This window comes from Candidatus Thiothrix putei (assembly GCA_029972225.1).
Classification (GTDB): domain Bacteria; phylum Pseudomonadota; class Gammaproteobacteria; order Thiotrichales; family Thiotrichaceae; genus Thiothrix; species Thiothrix putei.
The window spans coordinates 486,032-510,531 of the sequence record CP124756.1; the positions used below are offsets into that span (position 1 = coordinate 486,032).

A 24,500-nucleotide genomic window follows, 5' to 3' on the forward strand; every position below is an offset into this window, starting at 1 on the left:
TCCAAACTTGAGACTCCCATGACCCAACCCAAACTCGAACTCACCTGGATCGGCAAATCCCACCGCCCCAAACTCGAACCGCGCATCCTGCTGGAAGACCCCGCCAAGTCCTACCACGCCGCCACCCGCGTGACCGACCACGACCAGTTCGACAACCGCCTGATTTTCGGGGATAACCTGCTGGCCTTACGCGCTTTGGAAGCCGAGTTCACCGGCAAGATCAAATGCGTGTATATTGACCCGCCTTTTAATACCCAGCAAGCATTTGAACATTATGATGATGGGTTGGAACATTCACTTTGGCTTGGTTTGCTTCGTGACCGTTCGGAAATTATCCGTAAACTGCTTGCAGAAGATGGAACGTTATTTGTTCATATTGATGATAATGAGCTTGCTTATTTGATTGTGTTGCTTGATGAAATTTTTGGTCGTGCAAACAGGGTATCAGTCGTTACCTTTAAGCAAGGCTCTGCTACAGGGCATAAATCAATTAATCCAGGAGTGGTTAGTACAACGAATTTTATTTTGATTTATGCAAAAAACAAGGCTTTATGGAAGCCTAATCGTGTTTTTACTGCCCGATTAGAACGGGATAAAAGATATGGTCAATATATCGGGAATTACAATGAACCATTTGATAAATGGCGATTTATGACTTTATCAGGTGCTTTTGCTGCAAGTCTCAATCTGCCGGAAAAAAGTCTAAAAAAGGTACTTGGGAGTGAATATGAAGAAAAAATGACTAATTTCGTATTGCAAAATGCCTCAAGGGTTATTCAGCTTGCTAGACCAGATTATAATGCCGTCAGTGGTATGGCTCGTAAAATGATTGATGAATCAAAAATCAGTCCACATACAGTCATGAAACTGGAGCGTGAGAATTATTCTGATATGTACTTTGTTGGTGGGCAACGGATTCTGTTTTATTCTGATAAGTTGAAATTTATAGATGGAAAATATGTGGTTGGTGAGCCGTTAACTAGCCTTTGGGATGATGTTTTATCTAACAATCTCCATAATGAGGGTGGGATTGATTTTCCTAAAGGTAAAAAACCGGAAGCACTCATTAAACGGTGCTTCGATTTAGCGACGAATGCGGGGGATTGGGTGCTGGATTCGTTTGCGGGGAGCGGCACGACGGGCGCGGTAGCGCACAAAATGGGGCGCAAGTGGATCATGGTGGAACTGGGCGACCACTGCCACACCCACATCATCCCGCGCCTGCAAAAAGTCATCGACGGAGCCGACCAAGGCGGCATCAGCAAAGCAGTAGACTGGGCGGGTGGCGGCGGATTCCGCTATTACAAACTCGCCCCCTCCCTGCTGGAGCGTGACCGCTGGGGCAACTTCACCATCAACCCCGACTACAACGCCGCGATGATGAGCGAAGCCCTGTGCAAACAACACGGCTACACCTACGCCCCCTCCGAAACCGTCTTCTGGCAACAAGGCTACGCCACCGAACGCAGTTTCCTCTACGCCACCACCCAAAACCTGTCATTCGAGCAATTGCAAGCACTCGCGGAAGAAGTCGGCGAACACCGTTCCCTGCTAATCATCGCCGCCGCATGGCGCGGCATCAGCGGCTTCGATGCCAGCCGCCGTTGGCCTAACCTCACCCTGAAAAAAATCCCCAATAGCATTTTGCACCTGTGCGAATGGGGCAAAGACGACTACAGCCTCAACGTCGCCAACCTGCCGATGGCACAGCCCGTGGATGAACCCACGCCTGTAGGTCGGGCTTCAGCCCGACAAGTCGGATTAAAATCCGACCCACAACAAGACAATACCAGCGGCACACAAGCCAGCTTATTTGGGGAAGGGGAAACACCATGACACGCCAACAAACCCTGCACGACATCAAAACCAGCCTGTCCTTGCGCCCACCGCAAGCCGAATCGCTGCACAAGCTGGCAACCGCGCTGGAAACCGCCCCCGCCATGAACCAATCCGGCGAACGTGACCTCAACGGCATTCTGGCAAGCCTGCAAGCGCAATTCCCCACGCTGGACGATTTCGAGCGCGAATTCCCCTCGCTGTGTTTCGCGCTGGCAACAGGCGTGGGCAAAACCCGCTTAATGGGCGCGTTCATCACCTATTTGCATCAGGCTTATGGCATCAACAACTTCTTCGTGCTTGCGCCAAACCTCACGATTTACAACAAGCTGATTGCCGATTTCACCCCGAATACGCCCAAATACGTGTTCAAGGGCATCCACCATTTCGTGTTCCAGCCGCCGGAAATCATCACGGGCGAAAACTACGACTACCGCGCCGCGCAAGTGCAAAGCAGTTTGCTCTCGCCCGTCACCATCAATATTTTCAACATTGCCAAGATCAACTCGGAAGTGCGCGGCGGCAAAGAACCCCGTATCAAGCGCATCAAGGAAGTGCTGGGCGACAGCTATTTCAACTATCTGGCAACGCTCCCCGACCTCGTACTGCTGATGGATGAATCACACCGCTACCGTGCCAGTGCCGGGGTGCGTTCCATCAACGAACTCAAACCGTTGTTTGGTCTGGAACTCACCGCCACCCCGTTTGTGGAAACCAGCCGTGGCCCCGTACCGTTCAAAAACGTGGTGATGGATTACCCATTAGCGCGGGCAATGGCAGACGGCTTTGTGAAAGAACCCGCCGTTGTCACCCAGCGCGGATTCAATGCCGCCGACCACAACCCCGAAGACATTGAGCGCATCAAGCTGGAAGACGGTATCCGCCTGCACGAAATCACCAAAGTAGAGCTAATCACTTACGCCCGCGAAAACGGCGTTGCCATCGTCAAACCGTTCATGCTGGTCATCGCCCGCGACACCACCCATGCCGCGCAATTACTCACCACGGTACAAACCCTGTTCGAGGGGCGTTACCAAGGCAAAGCGATTCAAGTGGACAGCAGCAAATCCGGCGCGGAAGAAGAGGAAATGATCACCCGCCTGCTGGCAGTGGAAAGCGTCAACGAACCCACCGAAATCGTCATCCACGTCAATATGCTCAAAGAAGGCTGGGACGTGACCAACCTCTACACCATCGTGCCGCTACGTGCTGCCAACGCCCGCACCCTGATCGAACAATCCATCGGGCGCGGCTTACGCCTGCCCTACGGCAAACGCACCGGCAACGCCGCCGTCGACCGCCTCAATATCGTTGCCCACGACCGCTTTCAGGAAATCATCGACGAAGCCAACAAGGGCGACTCACCGATCCGTCTCCAGCGCATCATTCTGGATGCTCCCACGGCAGACGACAAAAAGATCAGTGTTGAAGTCAAGCCCAATTATGAAACGATGTTGGGGAAAGCAAGCCGAAGAGAAGAAACCCCTCCTAACCTCCCCTTGTCAGGGGAGGAACAAGCAGGCGGCACCTCCAGTTCTCCCCCTGATAAGGGGGAGTTAGAGGGGGTTTCTTCTGCCGAACAAGAAACAATGTGGATAGTCGCCGAAGTCGCTGCCAACTACGCCGCCAACCGCGAATTCGTCCCCACCAGCAATGCCCTGCTCAAAGCCGATGTGCAACAAGCCATTGCCGCCGAAGTCCGCGAACGCCTGACACCCCAGCAAGGCGCACTTTTCACTGCTGACCATGCCGCCGACCTCGCCGCGATTGTTGCCAAAACCACCACCGTCATGGTGCAACAAACCATCGACATCCCGCGCATCCTGGTCAACCCAACCGGCGAAGTCGAACCCGGCTTCCACCCCTTCAAACTGGATGTGAGCGGCTTGCACCTGCAACCGGGCGACCGCGAACTGGTCGGGCAGATGCTACGCACCCACGAACAATTCCACCTCAAAGCCGCCGCTAGCAAACAGGAAGAACGGCTGGAAGACTACGTGGTATTTGCCCTGCTGGATCACGACGACATTGATTACTTCAGCCAGAAAGAAATTCTCTACGATCTCGCCGGGCAAATGGTGCAACACCTGCGCTCTTACCTGTCCGAAGACGAGGCGCATAATGTGCTGAACAAAGACCGCAAACTGATTGCCCGCGAAATCCACGCGCAAATGCTCAAACATTTCTGGGAAAAAGCCAGCGGTTATGAAGTGCAAGTCAGCCGTGGTTTTACCCCACTAAAATCCTGCAACTTCACCGCCACTGCCAACCAGCCGCCGCGCTCTTACCGTGAAACCGTGATGGAAACGGGCAAGATCAAGCAAATGCTGTTCGGTGGCTTTGAGAAATGTTTGTACCCTTTACAGAAGTTTGATTCCGACACAGAACGCCGTTTTGCGGTGCTACTGGAGCGTGATGCGCAAAAGTGGTTCAAGCCCGCCAAAGGGCAATTCCAGATTTACTACAAATTGGGAACAGAACAGCCGGAATACGTGCCGGATTTTGTCGCGGAAACCGATGATACGATTTTCATGGTGGAAACCAAGGCCAAAACCGATATGGAAGCACCTGACGTGCAAGCCAAAGCGGATGCAGCAAGACGCTGGTGTAGCCATGCCTCAGATTATGCGCGAGAGCAAGGCACGAAACCGTGGCGTTATTTGCTGATTCCGCACGATGAAGTACGTGAAGACCGCCAGCTAACCGACTTCCGACGGTTTCAGTAACGGTCATGCAAAAGTCAGGTATTTGGCGGCGTTACACCGTCAAATACCGCTGAATCAACCCATCATCCAACGTGTGCATTTCCCCCTCCGCCACGCGCCGCCCGCGATCCAGAATACAGAACCGATCCCCCACTTTCCGCGCAAACGGCAATTTCTGTTCCACCAGCAACACCGTCAGCCCAATGTCTTTATTGAGCTTGCGGATAATGTCACCGATTTCCGCCACGATATTCGGCTGAATCCCCTCGGTCGGTTCGTCAAGAATCAGCAATTTCGGGTCAAGCACCAACGCCCGCCCAATCGCCAATTGCTGTTGCTGCCCACCGGACAAATCGCCGCCGCGCCGCCCCAACATTTCCTTCAACACCGGAAACAGCTCGAAAATAAACGGCGGAATACTGCGCACCTTGTCACGCCGTGCAGGCAAGCCAATCAGCAAGTTCTCTTCCACGGTGAGCAGCGGAAAAATCTGCCGCCCTTGTGGCACGTAACCAATGCCGAGGTTGGCACGTTTTTCCGCATCCACCCCCAGCAGGTTTTGCCCCTGATACTGAATCACACCATCCCGTGCTTTGATCAATCAGCATCAGCATGGTGTCTTTCAGCGTGGTTTCGCTGATCGCCATTGTGCCGGAGAGGGAATGCAACACGCCGACCTTGATGGTGTCATCAGCAGCCATTGCCAAGCCGGATGTCCCCAGCGTCGCAGCCATACTCACAACCAACACAGTTTGTTTGAAAACGTTTTTAAGAAACATTGGGTTACTCCTGAATGATGAATAACAGGTGAGGAACCTATCCCTCAATAAGCACAAAGCGTGCCAGCATCACGCCTTGTTGCGTTTTTGCATCAGATTGGTGCAAAAACGCAACGATTGCACCATCAGTTAACACCCTAAACATATAGGCAAAAAAAAAGGGATGCACATAGCATCCCCTTTTCAAACCACCGAATGGCATTTATTTAGTCAATGGGATGCTATAGCTCACCAAGAATTGCGGATTGTCATCTACTGGCTTACCTGTAGCTGGAAAGACTTCTCCCGTATCGGCATCAGTCACAAATTGGCTAACTGCAAAGCTCAAATTATCATTGTACTGATAGCCAAGCTGGATATGACCGGGACTAATGCCTTTGTCATACATATGCTGACCGTACATGGCAGAGTATTTATCTTTGGTGTACTTAGCCGTGACATAACGGTATTCGTTGGCATCATCGCCTTCCAGCGCTTCATACAACGTCACGTTGACAGGGCCTGAACCAACAGAAATCACCGCATCCACCAATTCACCTGGATCTTTTTTCGTTGACTTACCGTCTGCATCCACTTTATCACCATCAGGGTAGGCGTATGTCCACAAGCTGGCATCGACATCCAAATTACCGACTTTACCGCCCCAACCGGCATACAAATCGTACTCTGTACCCCAGCTCGCATCACCGGAAGAACCCCAGACACCTGCATACGCACCGGAATCATGACCGATTTTCAGATCACCAGACACAGCCGCATCGCCGTCACCCAGATCAATACCACGCCACAAATACATATTGGCAACACCGACAGAAGCGGAGACTTCTGCACCAGAACCCGCATGTGCAACGGGTGCAGCCAACACAGCCGCAGACAACATCACCAGAAGACCACTAGCAAGCGTTTTTTTAGTATGCATACAACACCTCAAACGTAATTATAAATAGGAACCAACCACGTCGCCTTGATCGCAACAGGGCTTTGGCTGCTAAATCCAAAGCAATATCCATGCCAGCATTAGCAGCCACGAATATTCAGCATCAGATGTGTGCACACCAAGCGTATCTCGCACCATTTCAAGGCAATCGATCTTTATGCCTTTTCTAGCACCCGCAATTCAAGCAATTTCTAGGTGAATGGCAGTCAATCGCTTGCTTTATTGATCAGATTGGATTATTGCTTTGTGCATTCACGACCAATACAGCGAGAAACTTGCTTCATGCCCCCGGAACATGCCCTTGTCGTCCGTAACATCAAAAAACGCTTCGGTGATTTAGCCGTCCTCAATGGCATTTCACTCACCGCCCACAAAGGCGACGTGATTTCTTTATTAGGATCAAGCGGTTCAGGCAAAAGCACCCTGCTACGCTGCATCAATCTGCTCGAAACACCCGATGAAGGCGAGGTCTATGTCACCGGCGAGCGCATTGAAATGACCCGCGACCGGCACGGCAAAACTATTCCCAAAAGCCAGAAACAAGTTGATCACATCCGCACCCGCTTGGGCATGGTATTCCAAGGTTTTAACCTGTGGTCACACCGCACCATTTTGGACAACATTATTGAAGCCCCCGTGCATGTGCTGGGCATTCCCAAAGCTGAAGCCAAAGAATACGCTCTCGAATTGCTGCACAAAGTCGGCATTGCCAATAAAGCGGACAGCTATCCCGATCACCTTTCCGGTGGGCAGCAACAGCGCGTGGCGATTGCGCGAGCCTTGGCGATGAAACCCGCCGTGATGCTGTTCGATGAACCGACTTCCGCGCTTGACCCCGAATTGGTTGGCGAAGTGTTGCGCGTCATGCGCCAACTGGCTGATGAAGGCATGACCATGCTGGTTGTCACCCACGAAATGGGTTTTGCGCGGGAAGTATCCTCCCAAGTCATCTTTTTGCACCAAGGGCAGATTGAAGAACAAGGCAGCCCTGAACAAGTCTTCAACAACCCGCGTTCGGAACGTTGCCAGCAATTCCTTGCCACCCAGCTTAAATAACCCAACAGGAGACAACCATGAAATTACTCACTACCTTACTGTCGAGCGCTGTACTGGCATTGGCTGTTGCCGGGACTGCCCAAGCCGAAGACAAACTGCGCCTCGGTACGGAAGGCGCGTATGCCCCGTTCAACACCGTGGATAAAGACGGTAAGCTGGCAGGTTTTGACATCGACATCGGCAACGCGCTATGCAAAGCAATGGCAACCGAGTGCGAATGGGTCACATCGGACTGGGACGGTTTGATTCCGGCGTTGGATGCGAAAAAGTTTGATGCCATCATCGCCTCCATGTCGATTACCGCCGAGCGTAAGGAAAAAATCGACTTCACTGGCAAGTATTACACCACTCCGATTAAATGCATCCGCGCTGTCGGCACGGACGTTGACCCGACCGATGAAGCCAAACTCAAAGGCAAAATGGTCGGCGTACAAAGCGGTGTGGTAGCCGACAATTTCGTGCGCGGCAAATTCAAAGACATTGTGGAAGTCACCGCGTACAAAACCCAGGACGAAGCCAATCTGGATTTGCTCTCAGGGCGCGTGGATTTGGTGTGTGCCGATTCGGTGGTGCTTGCGCCCGTGGTCAAGGATGAAAAAAACGCGGGTAAAGTCGAATTCGTCGGCGGCGATTTCAGTGATGTGGAATTCGTCGGGGAAGGTGTCGGCATTGGTATCCGCAAAGGCGATACCGCTTTGGCAGAAAAGCTGAATAAGGCGATTGCTAAAATCCGTGCAGATGGCACTTACGCGGAAATCAACAAGAAATACTTCGACTTCGATTTGTACGGGGAATAAGCCTTGCTGGATTTACAAGGTTACGGCTGGTTGCTGCTCAAAGGTCTGCAAATGACCGTATTGGTGGGCTTGTGCGCCATGTTTGTGGCAATCCTGTTCGGGCTGCTGGGCGCGTGGGGCAAGTTTTCACACTCACGCTTGGCGAATTGGGCAGCGGATACCTACACCACCGTGGTACGTGGCGTGCCGGAGCTGATTCTGCTGTTGCTGGTGTATTACGGTGTGCCGAAGCTGATTCAGGATGGCGCAGCGGCGTTGGGGTATGAGTTACGACTCGACCTCAACCCGTTTGTGGCAGGCTTTATGACCATTGGCTTTATCTACGGCGCATTCTGTACCGAAGTGCTGCGCGGGGCGTTTTTATCCGTCCCGCGCGGGCAGATGGAGGCGGCGCGGGCAATTGGCATGAGCAAAACGCTGGCGTTCCGGCGGGTGCAATTACCGTTGGCGATGCGCATGGCGTTGCCGGGATTGGGCAATGTGTGGATGGTATTGATCAAAGCCACCGCGCTGATTTCCTTGATTCAACTGAATGAATTGATGCGTAACGCCAAACTCGCTGCCACCGCCACGCATCAGCCGTTTACCTTTTACTTCCTTGCCTCCCTGCTGTTCCTCGCGATTACCTTGGTGTCGATGTTGGTGTTGAAACGTGCCGAAACCTGGGCAAAACGCGGGGTGCGGGTATGAACTGGGAACTGATTTGGGAGAGCTTGCCAAAATTACTGGCGGGTACTGGGGTCACGGTACAACTGACCTTGCTCAGCCTTGCGATTGGTTTGCTGTTAGCTGTGCCGCTGGCATTGGCGCGGTTGTCACCCAACCCCTTGCTGAAGTATCCGACGGCGGGGTTTGTGTTTTATTTTCGGGGTACGCCGTTGCTGGTGCAATTGTTCCTGATCTATTACGGCAGTGGGCAATTCCGTGACGTGCTGAGTGATATGGGGTTGTGGACGTATTTTCGCAATGCGTGGTTTTGCGCGGTGCTGACCTTAACCTTGAATACGGCAGCGTATACGGCGGAAATTTTCCGAGGTGCGATTCAAGCCGTGCCGCGTGGCGAGATTGAAGCGGGTAAGGCGTTTGGGATGTCGGGTTGGTTGCTGTTTCGGCGCGTGACCTTGCCGAAAGCGTTTCGGATTGCGTTGCCTGCGTATGGCAATGAGGTGGTGTTTTTGCTGCAAGCCACGTCGTTGGTGAGCGCGATTACGGTGATTGATTTGACGGGCGCGGCGGATTTAATCCGTTCCAAAACCTTTGCGGTGTATGAAATGTACCTGACGGCGGCGGTGTTGTACTTGATTATGACGTATGGGCTGGTGTATGCGTTTCGCTTGCTGGAAAAGCGTTTGAATGCCTACCAGCACAGATCGGCTTGAAGCAAGCCCCACGCAATCGTCCACATAATGATGCCAATCAGGATGTCGAGGATTTGCCATGTTCTGGGCTTTTGGAAAAGGGGCGAGAGTAATCTTGCGCCGTAACCTAGCCCGAAAAACCAGATACCCGACACACTGACTGCGCCGAGCAGAAACCAATACTTGTCGTGTGAAGGCAATGTGCCAGCAACACTGCCGAGGATGACGACGGTATCGAGGTATACGTGCGGGTTCAGCAAGGTTAGCGCGAATGTGGTAGCGATGACGGCTGCGAGGCTGGCGGGGTTGGCATGGCTGGCGGCGGCTTCCAGATGGCTGGTGGCTTGATACGCACTGCGAAAGGCGTTGAAGCCGTACCAAAATAGGAAGGCTGATCCCAACAGCGCGAGGCTGCACGTTGCTATGGTGCTGTCCTTGATTAACGTGCCTAAACCCAATACGCCTGCCGACATTAATACCGCATCGCATAAGAAACAGATTAGCGCGACCCAGAAAATGTGGTGGCGGGCTAAGCCTTGTTTTAAGACGAAAGCATTTTGTGCGCCGATGGCGACGATTAGACCGCTGGCGATCATCGCGCCTTTGAGGATGGTTTCGAGCATAGCGCCTCTGGTTGGCAGAAATGGATAGGGTGAGAGAATACAGTGACTGGTTCTTCAGCGGAACACACCATAGCAAGGCAAACCGGACATATAAACGGTCAAGATAGAAAAGCCAAGGTTATAACCAACTGATATGTAAAGCTTAGTGGCACTAACAAACCGGACAAAGAAGCGGACAGATGAAATAGGCAGCTCCCAAGTCAGGCGGGGTGAATACCGGAGCTATTTCCGAAAAGGTAGCTCAAACTACATTATGGATTTTCTTATTGTAGAAAGTGGGTGGGTTTCTCCAATAAGAACTTGGATTTGTGTTTAGTGAATTCAAGTAATAAGTGCATAACCCACCAACTTTTCGGCCTCTATGCCGGATAGTTCTCGGAACACCTCGTAAGGTGTCTTGAATCCCAGACACTTCCTTGGTCTGTTGTTGAGTTTATGTACAGCCTCCAGTACCTGTCGGGTGGTCACGTCCAATAGCCCCATTGCCTTGGGGAAGTATTGGCGTAACAGCCCATTGGCGTTCTCATTTTGCCCACGCTCCCACGAATGGTAGGGCTTGGCGAAATACGTTTCGCACCCAAGGGCTTGGGCAACTTGCTCATGTTTGGCAAACTCTTTGCCGTTGTCGAAGGTGAGCGTGTGCACCCAATCCTTGAAGCTGTCCAGCAAGGTGATAATGCTGCTGGTTACGGCTTCTGCGGTCTTGTTTGCCACTGGAAAAGCTAGGCGTAGCTTGGATTTGCGTTCATCCAGTGTCACCAGTGCGCCTTGGTGTCCCTTGCCGATCATGGTGTCGGCTTCCCAGTCACCGAGCCGTTCACGCTGGTTGGCTACCGCTGGGCGTTCGTCAATGTCCACTCGGTTGGGGATGCCTTTGACGCTGCCCGTTTTACTGCCGTAACGCTGGCGGTATTTCTTCGTATGGCGGCGCAGGTTCAGGTACAGCTTGCCGCCCGCACGCTTGTCCCTGAGTACATGCTGGTAGATGGCTTCATGGCAAATAGTCGTTTTGCCTTCCGCTTTCAGTCGACCGCTGATCTGCTCAGGACTCCATTGCTGTTCCAGCAGCGTATCAATGCTGACCGCCAGTTCCGGGGTCAACTTGACCGCTTTGGGCTTGTCCGCATGGCGTTGTTGCGCTTTGGCGTGCGCTTGCTTGTGCCGATAGCCGCGTTGCCCTCGGTTGCGGGTCAGTTCACGACTGATCGTCGATTGACTGCGCCCCAAGGTTAACGCGATTGTTGCCGTCGATTCCTTCATCTTGTGCCGGGTTTCGATATAATGCCTCTCCTCAGAGGTAAGGTGTGTGTAAGCCATGAAGCTCTCCTGTCAGTGGTTTTTCGGGATGCTTTTTACCACATCTTGCCGCTGACCTGATGAGGAAAATCGCATCCCGCCTCGATTAACGGGCTATGCACTTATGATACGAATTCGCCTTTAGAAAGTATCTTGGATTATTTACGAGGTAGAAATCCGACTTAAGAGCACATAGCCATTTTGTTGCTGCCAACAAAATGGCTTAGCGGGTCAAATCATCAAAAACCCCCGCAAATCCCCATTCCCCAAAGCCCTCCGGCGCGGCGGCAACTTATCCACATCCGCCGCCATCACCTCCCGATACGCCGCCCGCACAAATGCCATGCATAGCGGATCAACCGCTCCCGTTTCCGCTTCGGTTTTCGTCGCCTTATCCCGAATCTGCCGCTGAAACGCCTCCAGCACCGCCACGTCATCCGTCAATGCCTGCAACAAATCCGGGAACACGACGGTAGGCATCGTGTGTTCGTGCATCACCCACAACGCGCTCAGGGTGGCGCGGCTGATGTAAAAAAACCGCTTCAACTTGATGTCCGGCGCATCCAGCGCGGCAATCATGTTATGCGCCATCGCGCTGTAATGGTGGAAAGTCGCCTTGGCGTTGAAGGTACGCGCCACCATCTCGCGCAGCAGCGCAGCCCGTTGCGGGTCTTCGCGGTAAACCAGCGGTGAAATCAGCCATTCCTGAATCACGCTGTTGCCGCTGTTAGCGAGTGTCATTGCCTTGCGCACATCCCAGCCGCCAATATCCAGCACCGCGTTGACAGGCAGTTCGATCACATCGCGTTGCGGGTCAAGCTGGATGTACCACTCCGGCGCATGGGCATACACAAAGCGCACATCGTAATCACTATCCGGCGACGGAAATCCCCACGAACGGCTGCCGCTTTCAATCGCGCTAATAATCGTCACCTGATGCTGGCGAGCCAGTTCCTCCAGCTTGCCCAACACTTCCGTGCGGATGCTGGTATTAATCCGTTCCTGCATTTACACCTTCCCCTGATAACGTTGCAACACCTGCCCAATCTCATCCAACGCCCGTTCAGCCGCGTGCGGACGGCTCACCGCCTCGCTGATCGAGCCGAAATGCTGTTCCAGACAATCCGTCAGCAACTGGCGGATGGCATCCGTATCCGGCGCATCCGGCAAGCGGCTGGCGAGATATACCTTACAGCGTCAAGACCTGAACATTTTTAAAGGTTTGAAAATTTGTTGTCATCAACTGGGTCAGTTCTTTCTTGTGATCGGTATCCAGCTTGTCGAGACAGTTGGTGATGGCCGCCTTGAAAGCGGGAAACTTATCATAGTATTTCGAGTACAAGCATTTTTTCTTGACGAACTTCCACAACCGTTCAATCAGATTGAGGTTGGGTGAATAGGTCGGTAAAAATAATAGTTCAATATTGAGCCTTTTCGCACAGGCAAACACGGCTTCACAGCGTTGATACTTGGCATTATCCAAGACCAAAGTGATCGGTATTTTGAGTGCTAACGCTGCAATTTTTTCCAATAATTCACACACGCTGTTAGCGTTGATATAGGAGTCGTTAGTGATCGTGATGAGTTGTAGCGTTATCGCATTGAGTGCGCCCAATACGTTGTAGCGTTGTCGACCACAGGGGGCTTTGATGAATACGCGGGAAAATGACCACAAAAACCCCAGAAACGGTGCTAACACGAAGTGGGCGGCATCGACAAAAAAAGGGCGCGTTTGCCCTCCTTAGCCTCCTGAATGCGCGGTTTTAGTTCATTTTCCAGGAACTTTTCTTGTGCTTCCACATCAGCTTTGGCGGGTATCATCCCCACTTTATGGATGTCCATCCCTATTTTCTTCATAAAGACACGTACCCTGTCCTCACTGCGTTTGATGCCTGTCAGCTCCTCAATCTTAGCGGCTGCCGCCTTGCTGGTTGCGGGGGGATATTCACGAAAATAGGCTTCAATCTTGTCTTTATATGCCATCAAATCACTCTGTGGTTTATTGAATCGTATTTCTTTAAGAGCTTCTAAACCGTTAGGTTGTAGGTAGGCGTTTAGGTAGGCAAGCAGCGTGGCTTCTGTAATCCTTTCCAATCGTTTGATTTCCTTATGCGTCAACTGTTGGGATTTCAGGTACAGCACGGACATTTTCTTACGGACTCTGGGATGAGGATGGCGCTCCTTCCAGTAGAACAGCTCCGCTATCTCATCCTCAGTGAAAGTGATTTTTAATGTCATACATTACTCATGGCTGCTTTTGTTACCAGTCATCTAACCATATTTCCCTGATCAAAAAAACTATTTTATGGCACGGACTGGTATACACCCGTTCCAGATCGGCTTCCTTGCGGGCAAAGTAATCTTCCAGTTGCGGCAGCGTCCATTCACCCCGGCGGATCGCTTTCATCTGCTCCGCATCGCGCTGCAAATCCATATCCTGGTGCATCAGCAATTGCTCAACCTCACCCAGCAGGCGCACCACGTGATAGGCGAATTTCACGTCATAACCGAATTGCTCTGTCAGTGCCTTGCGCTTGCCCTCCGGTTGTTTGGTACGGATTTTGTGCATCTGCCCGTAGGCATACCCCTTGAACTTCGCCCAGCAGCCCTTGTGCAAAAACAATTGCCGCCGCTCACGCACCAACTTGCCGATGGGCGAGGCATACAGCACGCAATTGTCCGGCACATACAGGCTGTCGATAATGTTGGGGTTATTATCGGTCAGCAGGCGGAAATACTTGGCAATCGCAAACACCGTCACGTCATACACCCGCCCCTTGCCACCCAACGCAGCCGTATCGCGGATATGGTGCTGCTGGTACTGCTCGAATTGCACCGAATAGCTGTCAAAACCCAGAATTTCGCCGCGCAAATGCGGAAACATCATCGTTTTGGGTGGAATCGCAAAGGCGTAGATGTCCATGTCGGAACTGTCGTTGCTGACCCCATACGCCACCGAACCCATGATGACTTCGTACTGCACGGCATCGGTCAGGAAGTCGGGCGGGCTGGGCAAGAGCTTTTTTTGCTGGAGTGACTGGATGTGGCTGCTCATCGGATGACTTCTCTGGTTGTTTTTTGACTTTTATTCTGCATTTATTCTGCAAGCACCCACTCAGGCACTTTACGTGAACCACTATTGCGGATTTTTCTTGACCTCACTCCGAACTTACCCCCCATCCCCAACCCTTCCCCCGCAAGGGGTGAAGGGAGCAAGAATGAAGCGAACCAAGGATCTTGTCCCCTCCACCCCTTGCGGGGGGAGGGTTAGGGAGGGGGGAGGTTCGGAGTGAGAATATTCAAATCTTGGCGAGGTCGAGTATAGCAACTTTATATCCATACCCAGCGACCGTTATTTGAAACGCAGCTTCCAATAAACGCCTCTTGGAGTTTACCAAAGCATGGCGTAAGTTGTTTACTCCACATCAATAATAAGCAAACCACACGCACCGCACAAACTGCGCTAGAATAGCCGCTTTCACCCGTTACTGAAGCCACCCCATGCTGCCCAACGCCAATCCCCACGCCCCTGTCGCCCTGTTCGACCACCCTAAATACTGGGCGGAATGCTACGACACTTCGCCGTATCTCCCCATGAGTCGTGCGGAAATGGACGCGCTGGGCTGGGATTCTTGCGACATTATTATCGTCACAGGCGACGCTTACGTAGACCACCCCTCGTTCGGCATGGCAGTCATTGGGCGGATGCTGGAAGCGCAAGGTTTCCGCGTCGGCATCATTGCGCAACCCGACTGGCATTCCAAAGACCCGTTCATGGCACTGGGCGCACCCAACCTGTTTTTCGGCGTGGCGGCGGGCAATATGGACTCGATGATCAACCGCTACACCGCTGACCGCAAAACGCGCTCCGACGACGTTTACACCCCCGGCGGCATGGCAGGCAAACGCCCCGACCGCGCCACGCTGGTATACACGCACCGCTGCCGCGAAGCCTACCCCGACGTGCCGATCATTATCGGCGGGATCGAAGCCTCGTTGCGGCGCATTGCGCATTACGATTACTGGCAAGAAACCGTGCGCAAGTCGATCTTGCTGGATGCCGCCGCCGACCTATTGCTGTACGGCAATGCCGAACGCGCCGTGGTCGAAGTCGCACACCGCATCGCCTCCGGCGAACCCGTTTCCAGTATCACCGACGTGCGCGGCACCGCCTTCATCCGCCGCGACACCCCGCAAGGCTGGATGGAAATCGACTCCAGCCGCATCGACCAACCGGGCAAAATCGACCGCATTATCAACCCCTACCTCAACACCACCGAGATGAGCGAATGCGAAGTCGAAAAGCGCAACGTGCAATGGTTTGAATACGAAGACCCGCGCAGCAAACGCCCCGACGAACACAAGCTGATCTTCCACCCCCGCGCCCGTTTAGACCGCGACACCACCGTGATCCGCCTGCCATCTTACGAAAAAGTCAGCAAAGACAAAGCCTTGTATGCCCACGCCAACCGCGTGTTGCATCTGGAAACCAACCCCGGCAACGCCCGCGCCTTGGTGCAAAAACACGGCAGTATTGACGTGTGGCTGAACCCGCCACCGATTCCGCTAACCACGCCGGAAATGGATTTCGTGTTCGGGCTGCCCTACGCTCGCTTGCCGCACCCCTCCTATAACGGCGTAAAAATCCCCGCCTATGACATGATTCGTTTCTCGGTGAATATCATGCGCGGCTGCTTTGGTGGCTGCACCTTCTGTTCGATTACCGAACACGAAGGGCGCATTATCCAAAGCCGTTCCAAGGAATCCATCATTCGTGAAGTCGAGGAAATCCGCGACAAAGTGCCGGGATTTACCGGGGTGATTTCCGACCTTGGCGGCCCCACCGCGAATATGTACCGCCTCGCCTGCAAAGACCCGAAGATCGAAGCCGCGTGCCGCAAACCCGCGTGCGTCTACCCCGACGTGTGCCACAACCTCAACACCGACCACGCCGCCTTGAAGGAATTGTACCGCGAAGCGCGTACCTTACCCGGTATCAAGAAAATCCTGATCGGTTCAGGGGTGCGCTATGACCTTGCCATCAAAGACCCCGAATACGTCAAAGAATTGGTGACGCACCACGTCGGCGGCTATTTAAAAATTGCACCCGAACACACCGAGTCCGGCCCCCTGTCCAAAATGATGAAACCGGGCATCGGCGCGTATGACGAATTCAAACGCCTGTTCGAGAAATACACCAAGGAAGCGGGCAAGGAACAATACCTGATCCCGTATTTCATCGCCGCTCACCCCGGCACGTCTGACGAAGACATGCTCAACCTCGCGCTGTGGCTGAAGAAAAACGGCTTCCGCGCCGACCAAGTGCAAGCGTTTTACCCCTCACCGATGGCATCCGCCACCACCATGTACCACACCGACAAAAACCCGCTGCACAAAGTCACCTATAAAAGCGAAAAAGTCGCCACGGCGAAATCACCGGAACAGCGCAAGCTGCACAAAGCCTTTTTGCGCTGGCACGACCCCAAGAACTGGCCGCTGCTGCGCAAAGCGATGGCGGAGATGGGGCGGCAGGAACTGATTGGCGATGGCGAGAACCAGTTGATCCCGCATTACAAAGCGGGTGAGGAACAGTTGGTGTATGAGGCGCATCGGCGGAAGAATAAGGGTGGGGAGCATCAGAAGAGGGTGGGGAAGCCCGCGCAAGTGGCAGCGAACAAACCGAATGCGGGTAAGCCGCAGGGTGGGAAGATGTTGACGCAGCATACGGGGTTGCCGCCGGAGCCTAGAGCAGATGCTGGGGGCAAAGGCAAACCTGCCCCCAAACACAAACCATCAAACAAACAGCGGGGTTAATCCAGCGGGCATTTCCCTCCTGTCACCGACTGGTCAAGCCCACCAGCCATTGCATCATGGCGTGTGCGTTCAACCAAAAACTGGGCAGGACGTTGATAAGCCCCCGTTTTGTTCACCCAAAAACCTTCACAACTGGTTGAACCACAGGTTGGACAAGTGCGCCCAGCACGGGTAACGCTAACGGGGCGTTGCAGTGGACTATCCGCTTTAGCTGATTGTGTCCACTCCATCAGTTTGACGGAATGTGCCTTGTCACTGAACAAAACCCGCGCTACGCCATCCGTACCCCGCTGCATCACCCAAAACAACCGCCAACCATGCGGGGAAATTGGCGGGCAACTTTTGTCCTGAATTGCCAGCCATTCGCGGGTTTCCGGGCGGTTGTCGGTTTCCACTGCCAACCCCGCCAATGGGCAGGATTGCTTTGGCACTACCGCCGCCACGCTTTCCGGCAATGCTTGGATTGCCAGTGGCAAATCTCTATCAGGCGGTAGCTTGCCTCCAAAGACACGCGCATCCCCCCGCTCCAACGACACGCTCACCGTATGGTTTGCCAGCTTGTCAAAATCCGCCTGACCCAGTTTTGTATTTTCCCCAGCAGGCTTGATCGCCTCAGTTTTGCAGCCACCCAATGCGGTAACAGTGAACAGCAAAACCAGCAGGCAGTAGACAATTGGGAACTTTGTGTTACGTCTCATCGTATCCGTATCCTTTACAAATGTTGGCAGCAATTGTATAGCACATAACCAACTGAAATGATTGCCATGTTTTATATTGTTACAATATTTAACAAAAAATATGCAAATGATACTTGAAAAAAAAAAATACAAATGGCGTATAACTACCGACCAACGGCATTCATGCACCAACCCCAAGCATCACAGGAGTGAGCCTCATGGCACAAACCGTTTCTGACAAGCATACCCGTTATGCTTTCCATGCCAGCCAGTTAAACGAAGCAAAAGATACCATCCGCAGGACACGCCGGTATTTCTTCCCTGCTGATCAACTGCCACCGGAAGGTGAAGACGGGGACTGGAACAAATGGTTGGTGACAGTTACCGTTGAACAATGTTCCCTGTATGCTACGGTCAATAAACTCAAATCTGACCCGGCGGCTGACCCTGCCAAACTCACCACGATGGAAACCGCCATGAACAAGTATGTGGTGGACTATAACGCAGCGGTAGCCGCATATCCCCAACAGATGGCAGAGATGCAAACACTGGAAAGCACTAACGACAAGTTCCTTGCGCCCGAAAGTAAGCTCAACGAGTATCTGCACGTATTGGATGAAGAAACGTGCAGCTACCTCTGTGCCGGGACAAGTAACAGCCCAACCCAACAAAGCCCATCTGCCCCTTGCCCATGTCAGTTTTTTGGTGAGAAAACCATTGAACTAACCGGAAGCCAAACCGACGCGGTACGGGTTTGGAACAGCAATTCCCACCTCAAAAGCCTGACGGTCATCGACAACCGCACTTACACGGAAGCACATCGGGATGCCATCCAATTAATTCCACCAAAAATGACCGACAAAACCCGTAAGATAAAAATGTTAAAGGACGGGTTTGAGCAAGAGCAGGACTGGATACTGTGCGACCAGATGTCCGCTGCCATCCTTGAAAATGTCACGGTTGAGGCTTGCACAGTCAAAGCCCCCGGTGGTCCTTTGCAGGGGATATTCAGCAGTGACGGGCTATTTTCCAACCTGAAAATACTCAACAATACTATCCAGACCGCAGGCGAACACGCCATCACCATCAACGGCTTCCTGAGTGGGGAAATATCCGGCAATACCTTGCAAGCAGTCGCCGGAAAAACACCTGCCATCCGCCTCTATCCTACCCGCATTGGTGGCAACCAGGCGGAAGAAGGCGTGGCATGGGTTCTCAGTTTTGCCAACGAAGGTGGCAGCAACCCGGTGTTGCAATACAGTCAGCCTATCCTCGGCAACAACCCTTTGGTTGGGGTAGCAGGCAAAACCCAAGCCGAACTCATTGATGCCCGTTCTGACATGCCCGAAAACTACCGCTGGAACAGTTTCGGGCTGGAGAACTTCCGCTACTACGCTTTCCGTGACGAGTTCAGCACCCTGACCTTCGGGCAATACCGCACCCTTGACGGCGGAAAATATTACATCCAACTGAAGGCATGGCTGGAAGACCGGATTGCCGAATACACCAACGGTATCCGCAAGATGAAGGGCTACCTGCCGGACATCACCAACATCCTGAAAGATGAACGCCACACCCAAGTGCTGCCAACCCTGCAAAAAGCACTGACAAACGCGGTCAACAGCAGCACCTACGATCATGTCAGCATCTCCAACTTCCCCGAAACCCCGATCAAGGTGTTTGTTGCCAAACAGATTGCGCTTCGGCATGGCACACTGAAAAAACTGGTGGCATTGAATGGGATGGTGCGCAACGACCTCCCCAACCTGACCGCACAGGACATGGAAAACCGCAGGCAGGCAACGCTCAAGTACCTGCTGGATGCAACCCAACTGGCGAATACAACCCCTAACCCTCTGTCAGACCCCACACTCCAGTCTGGGACTCAGGGTGAAACAGGAGGAACAGGCAGCACCGCCACACCAACTGCTCCCGAACCCGTCAAAGCCACAGGCGCTTACGGTACTGGTCTGAAAGATGACCTGATGGCAGCCGCCACCAGCGTTGCCCAAGGTGAGGAAATCACTTTCTTCTTCAAGGAAGGTTCACCTTACAACAGCGGTTATACCTTCTTCTGGCGTGTCGCCAATATCGACAGTAGCGTGGTGGCATTTGGCAGCAGTCCGCGTTACAGCATGAACACCAGCAAGCTGGATGTGAAGGCTGACCACCGGATTCAGGTTGTGCTGCGCCAAGGTGATGTCACCCTATCTGGCGGGGCATTGTTCGGGGTAGCGGCAAAAGCAACAACCGTAAGCCCGGAACCGTCAACACCAACACCTGCGGAAACAGCCCCGACGACCCTGACAAAAAACTACGGCGCACTCAAAATTCTCGCCCAACCGCTAACCGTCCAACAGGGCGACAGCATCACCTTCTCGGCTGATGCCAGCACACATTCCAATGCAGGCGATAAACTCGCTTGGTTCTGGTCGGCGAACGGCAAGACTGCCAGCACTGCCACCCTCACCCTCGACACCACCGGGGTTGCTGTCGGTGAATACAATGTCAAAGCAACACTGTATGTGACCCCGGCAGGAACGACGCAACGTACCGCCATTGCAGGCAGTGCCATGTTTACTGTGACTGTAAAGGCGGCAGCACCAGAACCACAAGCATCGCCAGCACCTGTATTACCCAAGCCACTGACAGCCAGTGGCGACCTGAAAGCGTATATCCGTGTCAGCGAAACCAGCGTTCCGCAAGGCAACAGCATCACCTTCTCGATTGACCCGAACTACCTTGCCGAGCAACAGCAAGGGGCAAAACTGACGTATTACTGGACAGCACCTACCAATTCCGGCAACCCTGCAGGGCAAGTAGCTACCTACACCATCAAGACTGATACACTTGTACCCGGCAATAACCATGTGGTGAAAGTAACCCTGTACAAGCAGTTGGATGGCAGCACCACCAGAACATCAATCGGTGGGGTGGCGACGTTTGGGGTGACGGCAGCCGCACCAACAACAGGTACGATCAACGTAGTGGTTATGGATATTGATACCCAACAGCCGATTGCAGGGGAACAATACACCCTGATACTGGATGCTGACCCAGCCAAGAAGAGCTATCCCGGTACAACGGAGGCTGATGGTAGCATTTTGGTGAAAAATATACCGTTAGGCAGCTATACCCTTATCTTTACCAACCCTGCATTCCTCAGCGCAGAAATCGTCCTGTAAATTCGGAGGCTATCATGTCAACAAATTCATCATGCAGCGTTACCCTCAATTGTGGTGCAGCCGACAACAAAACCACAGTGCGCATCAAAGCAACGGGTAACTTATTCAGCTTCCGTGCGCCGTCTGACACAAGGATCAGTGCAACAGGTACAGTTGATGGAAAAACAATTAACCTTACCCCTAACAAATCCGCAAAGCTTTGGAATACGTTGGCAGGCAGCCAACAAGGTTCTGTTAAGGAACTGTCCCGAAATAACTTCCCGAAATCAGGGGGACTGAGGGGTAGCGGTGTAGTTCCATTTTGGCAGGAAATCATCGAACTGGATGGTCATGTTATCCTTAAACGCTTGGGTATACTTGCGCCCGGTTTCAAAAACTTTACTGATGATGCGGACAGCGACCTTCAAGCCAGTGGTGGTTTCCGTTTTTGCCATGTAGTGTTTGGCGGTTTCGACCGTTTCCAACGGCACACCCCGGCAGGCACGGGTCACATGAGGGAACAGTCGGTGTTCAATCGGGTTGTATTTGGAGCAATAGGGCGGGTAGTGGGCGATGCGTATTGTCAGGTTCAGGCTGTCCGCCAATGCCTGCAAGTCTTGCTTGAACAGGTACGCAGAGGAACTGTTGCTGCCACCACCGTCACATAAGACCAACAGCTCGTCAGCTTCGGGGTAGTTGGGTTTCCCTTGCTCACGCCACCATAAGCCAAGGCTTTCGCAGGCAAACTCGGTGGTGTCGTGGCTGGTGTTCAGGTGCAGTGCCGCTTCGTTGCGGGCAAGGTCGTAGATGCCGTGGGGGATCACCTGACCATTGCCATAGCTGGGGAAGTCATGGTCATTGACCTCCGTGGGTTCGACGGCATCCGTTACCCCTTCACGGTAAAAGTTGCCCAGCAGTTCCTTCTTTTTGGTGTCAATGCTGATCACGGGTTTGCCTGCTTGCAGGTAGGTTTGTTTGAGTTGGGCAATCTTTTCAAACTGGGCATTACGGTCAGCGTGTTGCCCCATGGTGCGTTTCTTCTGGGGCTTGCGGCGGCGGTAGCCGTGCTCCCGTAATAGGCGCGACACCACGTTTTTCCCAGCCGATGTCCCCAATGCCTGCATCCGCCGGGCAATCTGCCGACGTGACAGGTTCGTCCATTTCACCGCCTCCCGCATGGGGTCGCCTGCCGTATGATCCTTTAAAACTTGGCGAAAATGCTCATCCAATTGCAGGTGCGTAGCGTTCAGCCGTTTGCGCCCGCCCCTTTTTTTCGCTGCCTTACGGTGGGCAAGCCATCTTCCGATTCCAACTCCGTCAACCCGTGGCGGATGGTTTTGGGGTCACAGTCCAATAACCGGGAAATGTAGTCCTGCCCCCCGTGCCCAAGCCGGACGGCTTCCACGGCGGCGTAGCGGCGGCGGTCACGCTCATTGAGCGATTGGTAGAACCGCTGCATTTGTTTTTCTATGGCTGATGGGTAAACATCCATTGGCTCATCCTCGGTGTTGATTGGCATTACAAGGGGCTATCTTCCCCCTTTCGCTGTTAGCAGAAAAGAGGGAAGTTATTTCGGGACAGTTCCTAAGCTGAACCTGAATGGGCATGAACTTGAACTGATCAAAGAGTTGGCGCAATATGCAGGACAGATTGTAAAGTCAGAAGACTTGAAAGTTATGGTCTATAGTCCCAACAACATTAATTATTCATTACCTACGACAAGATCTTCGCTACTGTATCCTTACCTGTTCGACGAGTGTTTGCGTGAAATAGACAGTTCAGTTCCTAACGGAACGGAAGCGTGGCAGAAAGAGTCACTAGTCAAAGCACAGGTACAAGCTGCCCAAGCTGACAAATACGAGGTTCAAATGATTGAAGCTCCAGCAAAAATACCCGACAGGGAGTTTGACTTCTCCAAACTTGACGATGTGGAGACATTTTATACACTATTGAATGATCCGCTATTGGGACCGCCTACAGGTAATTTTATCGTATTGGCAATCACTGTTCTTTCTATGGGTAATTCAACGGCAGCACGTATGTTTTGGCAGCAAATGTTAACTACCCCAAAGGTGAAAGTAGTCAGCATTGAAGGTAAAAAATTCATGTATTTTCACGGTGGTCAAAATTTTCAGACACTTATGACCGCTACTACAGAAAAAGCACTTGCCATTGCCAGAGAAGAATTGATTCGGATACTAACCAAAACAGATCCTGATTTGTGGAATTTAGGGTTAGACCGCATTGAAGCCAAAGTAGACGAACGGCTAGCCAGAGCCAATGCAACCTATATTGAAGCAGGCAAAGGCTATCGAGTCGGGATAGCGAGTTCCAAAGTTGCTAAAGTAGAACAATTTTTTGCCCCAACAGTAGACAACCTCGCTAAAGGTAACGTACTGGGAGTTTGGATCGTGGTTGGTATTGAGAGCTTTAAGTATGCCGCTACACCAGAAGCAGATCGCTATCTCAGTGATTTCATCATTTCATTGGGAACATCGCTTACCAAGTTTGCAATTGCAACAGCAGGGGGAATTTTACTTGCTGGTGCATTTCTTTCCGGTGGATGGGTTATTGTGGCAGGATTAGGGCTTGGCTTTGTTCTTGGCTGGATACTAGATGTAGTTGACAACGAATTGGGAGTAACAAATGCAATGAAAGAGGCTTTTAAAAATGTATTACCTCAAGATCCCGACTCAATTTACACAGGTGCTATGATCGCACCATGAACAAGAACAGTATATTGTTTTTTTTTGAAAACCCTGATATCTACCATGCCAGTGCAAACTGGCGTGGGGGACTCGCACTGGCAGTACTTGGTTGGATTCTAGGTTTTGGGGTATCAATATTACCAGTTATTTCCTCCGAAAGCTGGTTTCTTGCAAAACTAACCATTATTTTTCCAATACTTGGTTTATCAATTATCGTTATTCAAACAGGATTTGGGATGAGAAAATATTTCATCCCAAGCCTAATCAGTTTAACTGTAGGTTATGTTTTAAGTATCTTATTGATATTTTTATTCACTTGGGCAGGATTATTTTATTTTTTATCGCCAACCTCATGGATGGCTTTTATTCTTATCAACGCAATATTGAACTTTGTTATGTGGCGATATAACAAAATTGAATTAGAGCCAGCCAAAAAATATATTATTGAAATTTACACCAAGGGAAAGTTAGGGTTTGATGACTTGGATACTTATCGTCATGTAAGACCATCACCATTATGGATAAGAAAAATGGCATTTTGGTTCTTTCTGGTTGGACTCATTGCCTTAGGCGTAGGACGTTTTGCCAATTTATCTGCGGGTGGTAATGCTTGGTATACGCCTTATGGTATCGCTTGGGGAGTTGCACTTATTAATTTGATTCTTGTTCAGGAAGCCGCTCGATTATATGGGCAAATTAGCCCTGTAATTGCGGCAGCTAGACAACTCAGTGCGGAGAAGCAATAAATAT

20 protein-coding genes and 2 pseudogenes are annotated in these 24,500 nt (G+C 52.1%); 10 read left to right on the forward strand and 12 right to left on the reverse strand.

What is annotated here, in order from left to right:
• The first annotated feature begins 18 nt into the window (after positions 1-18).
• Positions 19-1,836, forward strand: a complete 1,818-nt coding sequence (locus QJT81_02535) for a site-specific DNA-methyltransferase (GenBank protein ID WGZ94884.1) — start codon at positions 19-21, stop codon at positions 1,834-1,836.
• A complete protein-coding gene (locus QJT81_02540; GenBank protein ID WGZ94885.1) occupies positions 1,833-4,562 on the forward strand; it encodes a DEAD/DEAH box helicase family protein in 2,730 nt (909 codons plus the stop codon). The genes QJT81_02535 and QJT81_02540 overlap by 4 nt, the downstream gene beginning before the upstream one ends.
• A gap of 31 nt (positions 4,563-4,593) precedes the next feature.
• Here QJT81_02540 and QJT81_02545 read toward each other — a convergent pair whose 3' ends face one another.
• The 3 genes and pseudogenes from QJT81_02545 to QJT81_02555 form a co-directional block, all read right to left on the reverse strand.
• Positions 4,594-5,142, reverse strand: a complete 549-nt coding sequence (locus QJT81_02545) for an ATP-binding cassette domain-containing protein (protein WGZ94886.1) — start codon at positions 5,140-5,142, stop codon at positions 4,594-4,596.
• Positions 5,135-5,275 (reverse strand): annotated as a pseudogene (locus tag QJT81_02550) (transporter substrate-binding protein). The gene QJT81_02545 and the pseudogene QJT81_02550 overlap by 8 nt, the downstream one beginning before the upstream one ends.
• 247 nt (positions 5,276-5,522) lie before the next feature.
• Positions 5,523-6,239 (reverse strand): TorF family putative porin, encoded by a 717-nt coding sequence (locus QJT81_02555; protein WGZ94887.1) that lies wholly within the window; start codon positions 6,237-6,239, stop codon positions 5,523-5,525.
• 300 nt (positions 6,240-6,539) lie between these two features.
• Here QJT81_02555 and QJT81_02560 point away from each other — a divergent pair, with 300 nt between their 5' ends.
• Genes QJT81_02560 through QJT81_02575 form a run of 4 tightly spaced genes read left to right on the forward strand, consistent with a single transcriptional unit; the run spans position 6,540 to position 9,489 of the window.
• On the forward strand, positions 6,540-7,313 hold the full coding sequence (locus QJT81_02560; protein WGZ94888.1) for an ATP-binding cassette domain-containing protein: 774 nt from the start codon (positions 6,540-6,542) through the stop codon (positions 7,311-7,313).
• 17 nt (positions 7,314-7,330) lie between these two features.
• Positions 7,331-8,110, forward strand: coding sequence for a lysine/arginine/ornithine ABC transporter substrate-binding protein (locus tag QJT81_02565; protein WGZ94889.1), 780 nt, complete (start codon positions 7,331-7,333; stop codon positions 8,108-8,110).
• 3 nt (positions 8,111-8,113) lie between these two features.
• Positions 8,114-8,800, forward strand: a complete 687-nt coding sequence (locus QJT81_02570; GenBank protein WGZ94890.1) for an ABC transporter permease — start codon at positions 8,114-8,116, stop codon at positions 8,798-8,800.
• A complete protein-coding gene (locus QJT81_02575) occupies positions 8,797-9,489 on the forward strand; it encodes an ABC transporter permease (protein WGZ94891.1) in 693 nt (230 codons plus the stop codon). The genes QJT81_02570 and QJT81_02575 overlap by 4 nt, the downstream gene beginning before the upstream one ends.
• Here the strand turns inward: QJT81_02575 and QJT81_02580 are convergent.
• The 6 genes and pseudogenes from QJT81_02580 to QJT81_02605 all read right to left on the reverse strand — a co-directional run bounded on the left by QJT81_02580 (position 9,468) and on the right by QJT81_02605 (position 14,442).
• The gene (locus QJT81_02580) at positions 9,468-10,091 is read right to left on the reverse strand and encodes a LysE/ArgO family amino acid transporter (protein WGZ94892.1); all 624 of its coding nucleotides are present in this window, start codon (positions 10,089-10,091) and stop codon (positions 9,468-9,470) included. The genes QJT81_02575 and QJT81_02580 overlap by 22 nt on opposite strands.
• Before the next feature lie 321 nt (positions 10,092-10,412).
• Positions 10,413-11,408: an IS30 family transposase gene (locus QJT81_02585; protein WGZ94893.1), complete on the reverse strand. Its 996-nt coding sequence runs from the start codon at positions 11,406-11,408 to the stop codon at positions 10,413-10,415.
• Between the two features lie 210 nt (positions 11,409-11,618).
• Positions 11,619-12,395: a nucleotidyltransferase domain-containing protein gene (locus tag QJT81_02590; GenBank protein WGZ94894.1), complete on the reverse strand. Its 777-nt coding sequence runs from the start codon at positions 12,393-12,395 to the stop codon at positions 11,619-11,621.
• Positions 12,396-12,557 (reverse strand): hypothetical protein, encoded by a 162-nt coding sequence (locus tag QJT81_02595; protein ID WGZ94895.1) that lies wholly within the window; start codon positions 12,555-12,557, stop codon positions 12,396-12,398.
• 19 nt (positions 12,558-12,576) lie between these two features.
• A pseudogene (locus QJT81_02600) lies at positions 12,577-13,625 on the reverse strand (IS630 family transposase).
• Positions 13,626-13,647: 22 nt separating this feature from the next.
• Positions 13,648-14,442, reverse strand: coding sequence for a nucleotidyltransferase domain-containing protein (locus QJT81_02605; GenBank protein WGZ94896.1), 795 nt, complete (start codon positions 14,440-14,442; stop codon positions 13,648-13,650).
• 446 nt (positions 14,443-14,888) lie between these two features.
• Between QJT81_02605 and QJT81_02610 the strand changes: the two genes are divergently transcribed.
• The gene (locus tag QJT81_02610; protein ID WGZ94897.1) at positions 14,889-17,201 is read left to right on the forward strand and encodes a YgiQ family radical SAM protein; all 2,313 of its coding nucleotides are present in this window, start codon (positions 14,889-14,891) and stop codon (positions 17,199-17,201) included.
• On the opposite strand, the gene QJT81_02615 is transcribed toward QJT81_02610, so the two are convergent.
• Positions 17,198-17,899 (reverse strand): hypothetical protein, encoded by a 702-nt coding sequence (locus QJT81_02615; protein WGZ94898.1) that lies wholly within the window; start codon positions 17,897-17,899, stop codon positions 17,198-17,200. The two genes, QJT81_02610 and QJT81_02615, sit on opposite strands and share 4 nt — an antisense overlap.
• A gap of 197 nt (positions 17,900-18,096) precedes the next feature.
• On the opposite strand from QJT81_02615, the gene QJT81_02620 reads away from it, so the two are divergent.
• Positions 18,097-21,063 (forward strand): hypothetical protein, encoded by a 2,967-nt coding sequence (locus QJT81_02620; GenBank protein WGZ94899.1) that lies wholly within the window; start codon positions 18,097-18,099, stop codon positions 21,061-21,063.
• Positions 21,064-21,329: 266 nt separating this feature from the next.
• On the opposite strand, the gene QJT81_02625 is transcribed toward QJT81_02620, so the two are convergent.
• Both QJT81_02625 and QJT81_02630 read right to left on the reverse strand, forming a co-directional pair.
• A complete protein-coding gene (locus QJT81_02625; protein ID WGZ94900.1) occupies positions 21,330-22,271 on the reverse strand; it encodes an ISAzo13 family transposase in 942 nt (313 codons plus the stop codon).
• Between the two features lie 17 nt (positions 22,272-22,288).
• On the reverse strand, positions 22,289-22,561 hold the full coding sequence (locus tag QJT81_02630; GenBank protein WGZ94901.1) for a hypothetical protein: 273 nt from the start codon (positions 22,559-22,561) through the stop codon (positions 22,289-22,291).
• Between QJT81_02630 and QJT81_02635 the strand changes: the two genes are divergently transcribed.
• Both QJT81_02635 and QJT81_02640 read left to right on the forward strand, forming a co-directional pair.
• Positions 22,548-23,768: a hypothetical protein gene (locus QJT81_02635; GenBank protein ID WGZ94902.1), complete on the forward strand. Its 1,221-nt coding sequence runs from the start codon at positions 22,548-22,550 to the stop codon at positions 23,766-23,768. The two genes, QJT81_02630 and QJT81_02635, sit on opposite strands and share 14 nt — an antisense overlap.
• A complete protein-coding gene (locus tag QJT81_02640) occupies positions 23,765-24,496 on the forward strand; it encodes a hypothetical protein (GenBank protein WGZ94903.1) in 732 nt (243 codons plus the stop codon). Before QJT81_02635 ends, QJT81_02640 begins: the two co-directional genes overlap by 4 nt.
• Positions 24,497-24,500: the final 4 nt, after the last annotated feature.

What these genes read in the sequence shown, in the direction of transcription:
- QJT81_02630 (WGZ94901.1), bottom strand. Translation starts at nt 22,561, where the DNA reads ATGCCAATCAACACCGAGGATGAGCCAATGGATGTTTACCCATCAGCC.
- QJT81_02535 (WGZ94884.1), top strand. Translation starts at nt 19, where the DNA reads ATGACCCAACCCAAACTCGAACTCACCTGGATCGGCAAATCCCACCGC.
- QJT81_02560 (WGZ94888.1), top strand. Translation starts at nt 6,540, where the DNA reads ATGCCCCCGGAACATGCCCTTGTCGTCCGTAACATCAAAAAACGCTTC.
- QJT81_02565 (WGZ94889.1), top strand. Translation starts at nt 7,331, where the DNA reads ATGAAATTACTCACTACCTTACTGTCGAGCGCTGTACTGGCATTGGCT.
- QJT81_02610 (WGZ94897.1), top strand. Translation starts at nt 14,889, where the DNA reads ATGCTGCCCAACGCCAATCCCCACGCCCCTGTCGCCCTGTTCGACCAC.
- QJT81_02620 (WGZ94899.1), top strand. Translation starts at nt 18,097, where the DNA reads ATGGCACAAACCGTTTCTGACAAGCATACCCGTTATGCTTTCCATGCC.
- QJT81_02615 (WGZ94898.1), bottom strand. Translation starts at nt 17,899, where the DNA reads ATGAGACGTAACACAAAGTTCCCAATTGTCTACTGCCTGCTGGTTTTG.
- QJT81_02540 (WGZ94885.1), top strand. Translation starts at nt 1,833, where the DNA reads ATGACACGCCAACAAACCCTGCACGACATCAAAACCAGCCTGTCCTTG.
- QJT81_02590 (WGZ94894.1), bottom strand. Translation starts at nt 12,395, where the DNA reads ATGCAGGAACGGATTAATACCAGCATCCGCACGGAAGTGTTGGGCAAG.
- QJT81_02555 (WGZ94887.1), bottom strand. Translation starts at nt 6,239, where the DNA reads ATGCATACTAAAAAAACGCTTGCTAGTGGTCTTCTGGTGATGTTGTCT.
- QJT81_02640 (WGZ94903.1), top strand. Translation starts at nt 23,765, where the DNA reads ATGAACAAGAACAGTATATTGTTTTTTTTTGAAAACCCTGATATCTAC.
- QJT81_02580 (WGZ94892.1), bottom strand. Translation starts at nt 10,091, where the DNA reads ATGCTCGAAACCATCCTCAAAGGCGCGATGATCGCCAGCGGTCTAATC.
- QJT81_02605 (WGZ94896.1), bottom strand. Translation starts at nt 14,442, where the DNA reads ATGAGCAGCCACATCCAGTCACTCCAGCAAAAAAAGCTCTTGCCCAGC.
- QJT81_02585 (WGZ94893.1), bottom strand. Translation starts at nt 11,408, where the DNA reads ATGGCTTACACACACCTTACCTCTGAGGAGAGGCATTATATCGAAACC.
- QJT81_02575 (WGZ94891.1), top strand. Translation starts at nt 8,797, where the DNA reads ATGAACTGGGAACTGATTTGGGAGAGCTTGCCAAAATTACTGGCGGGT.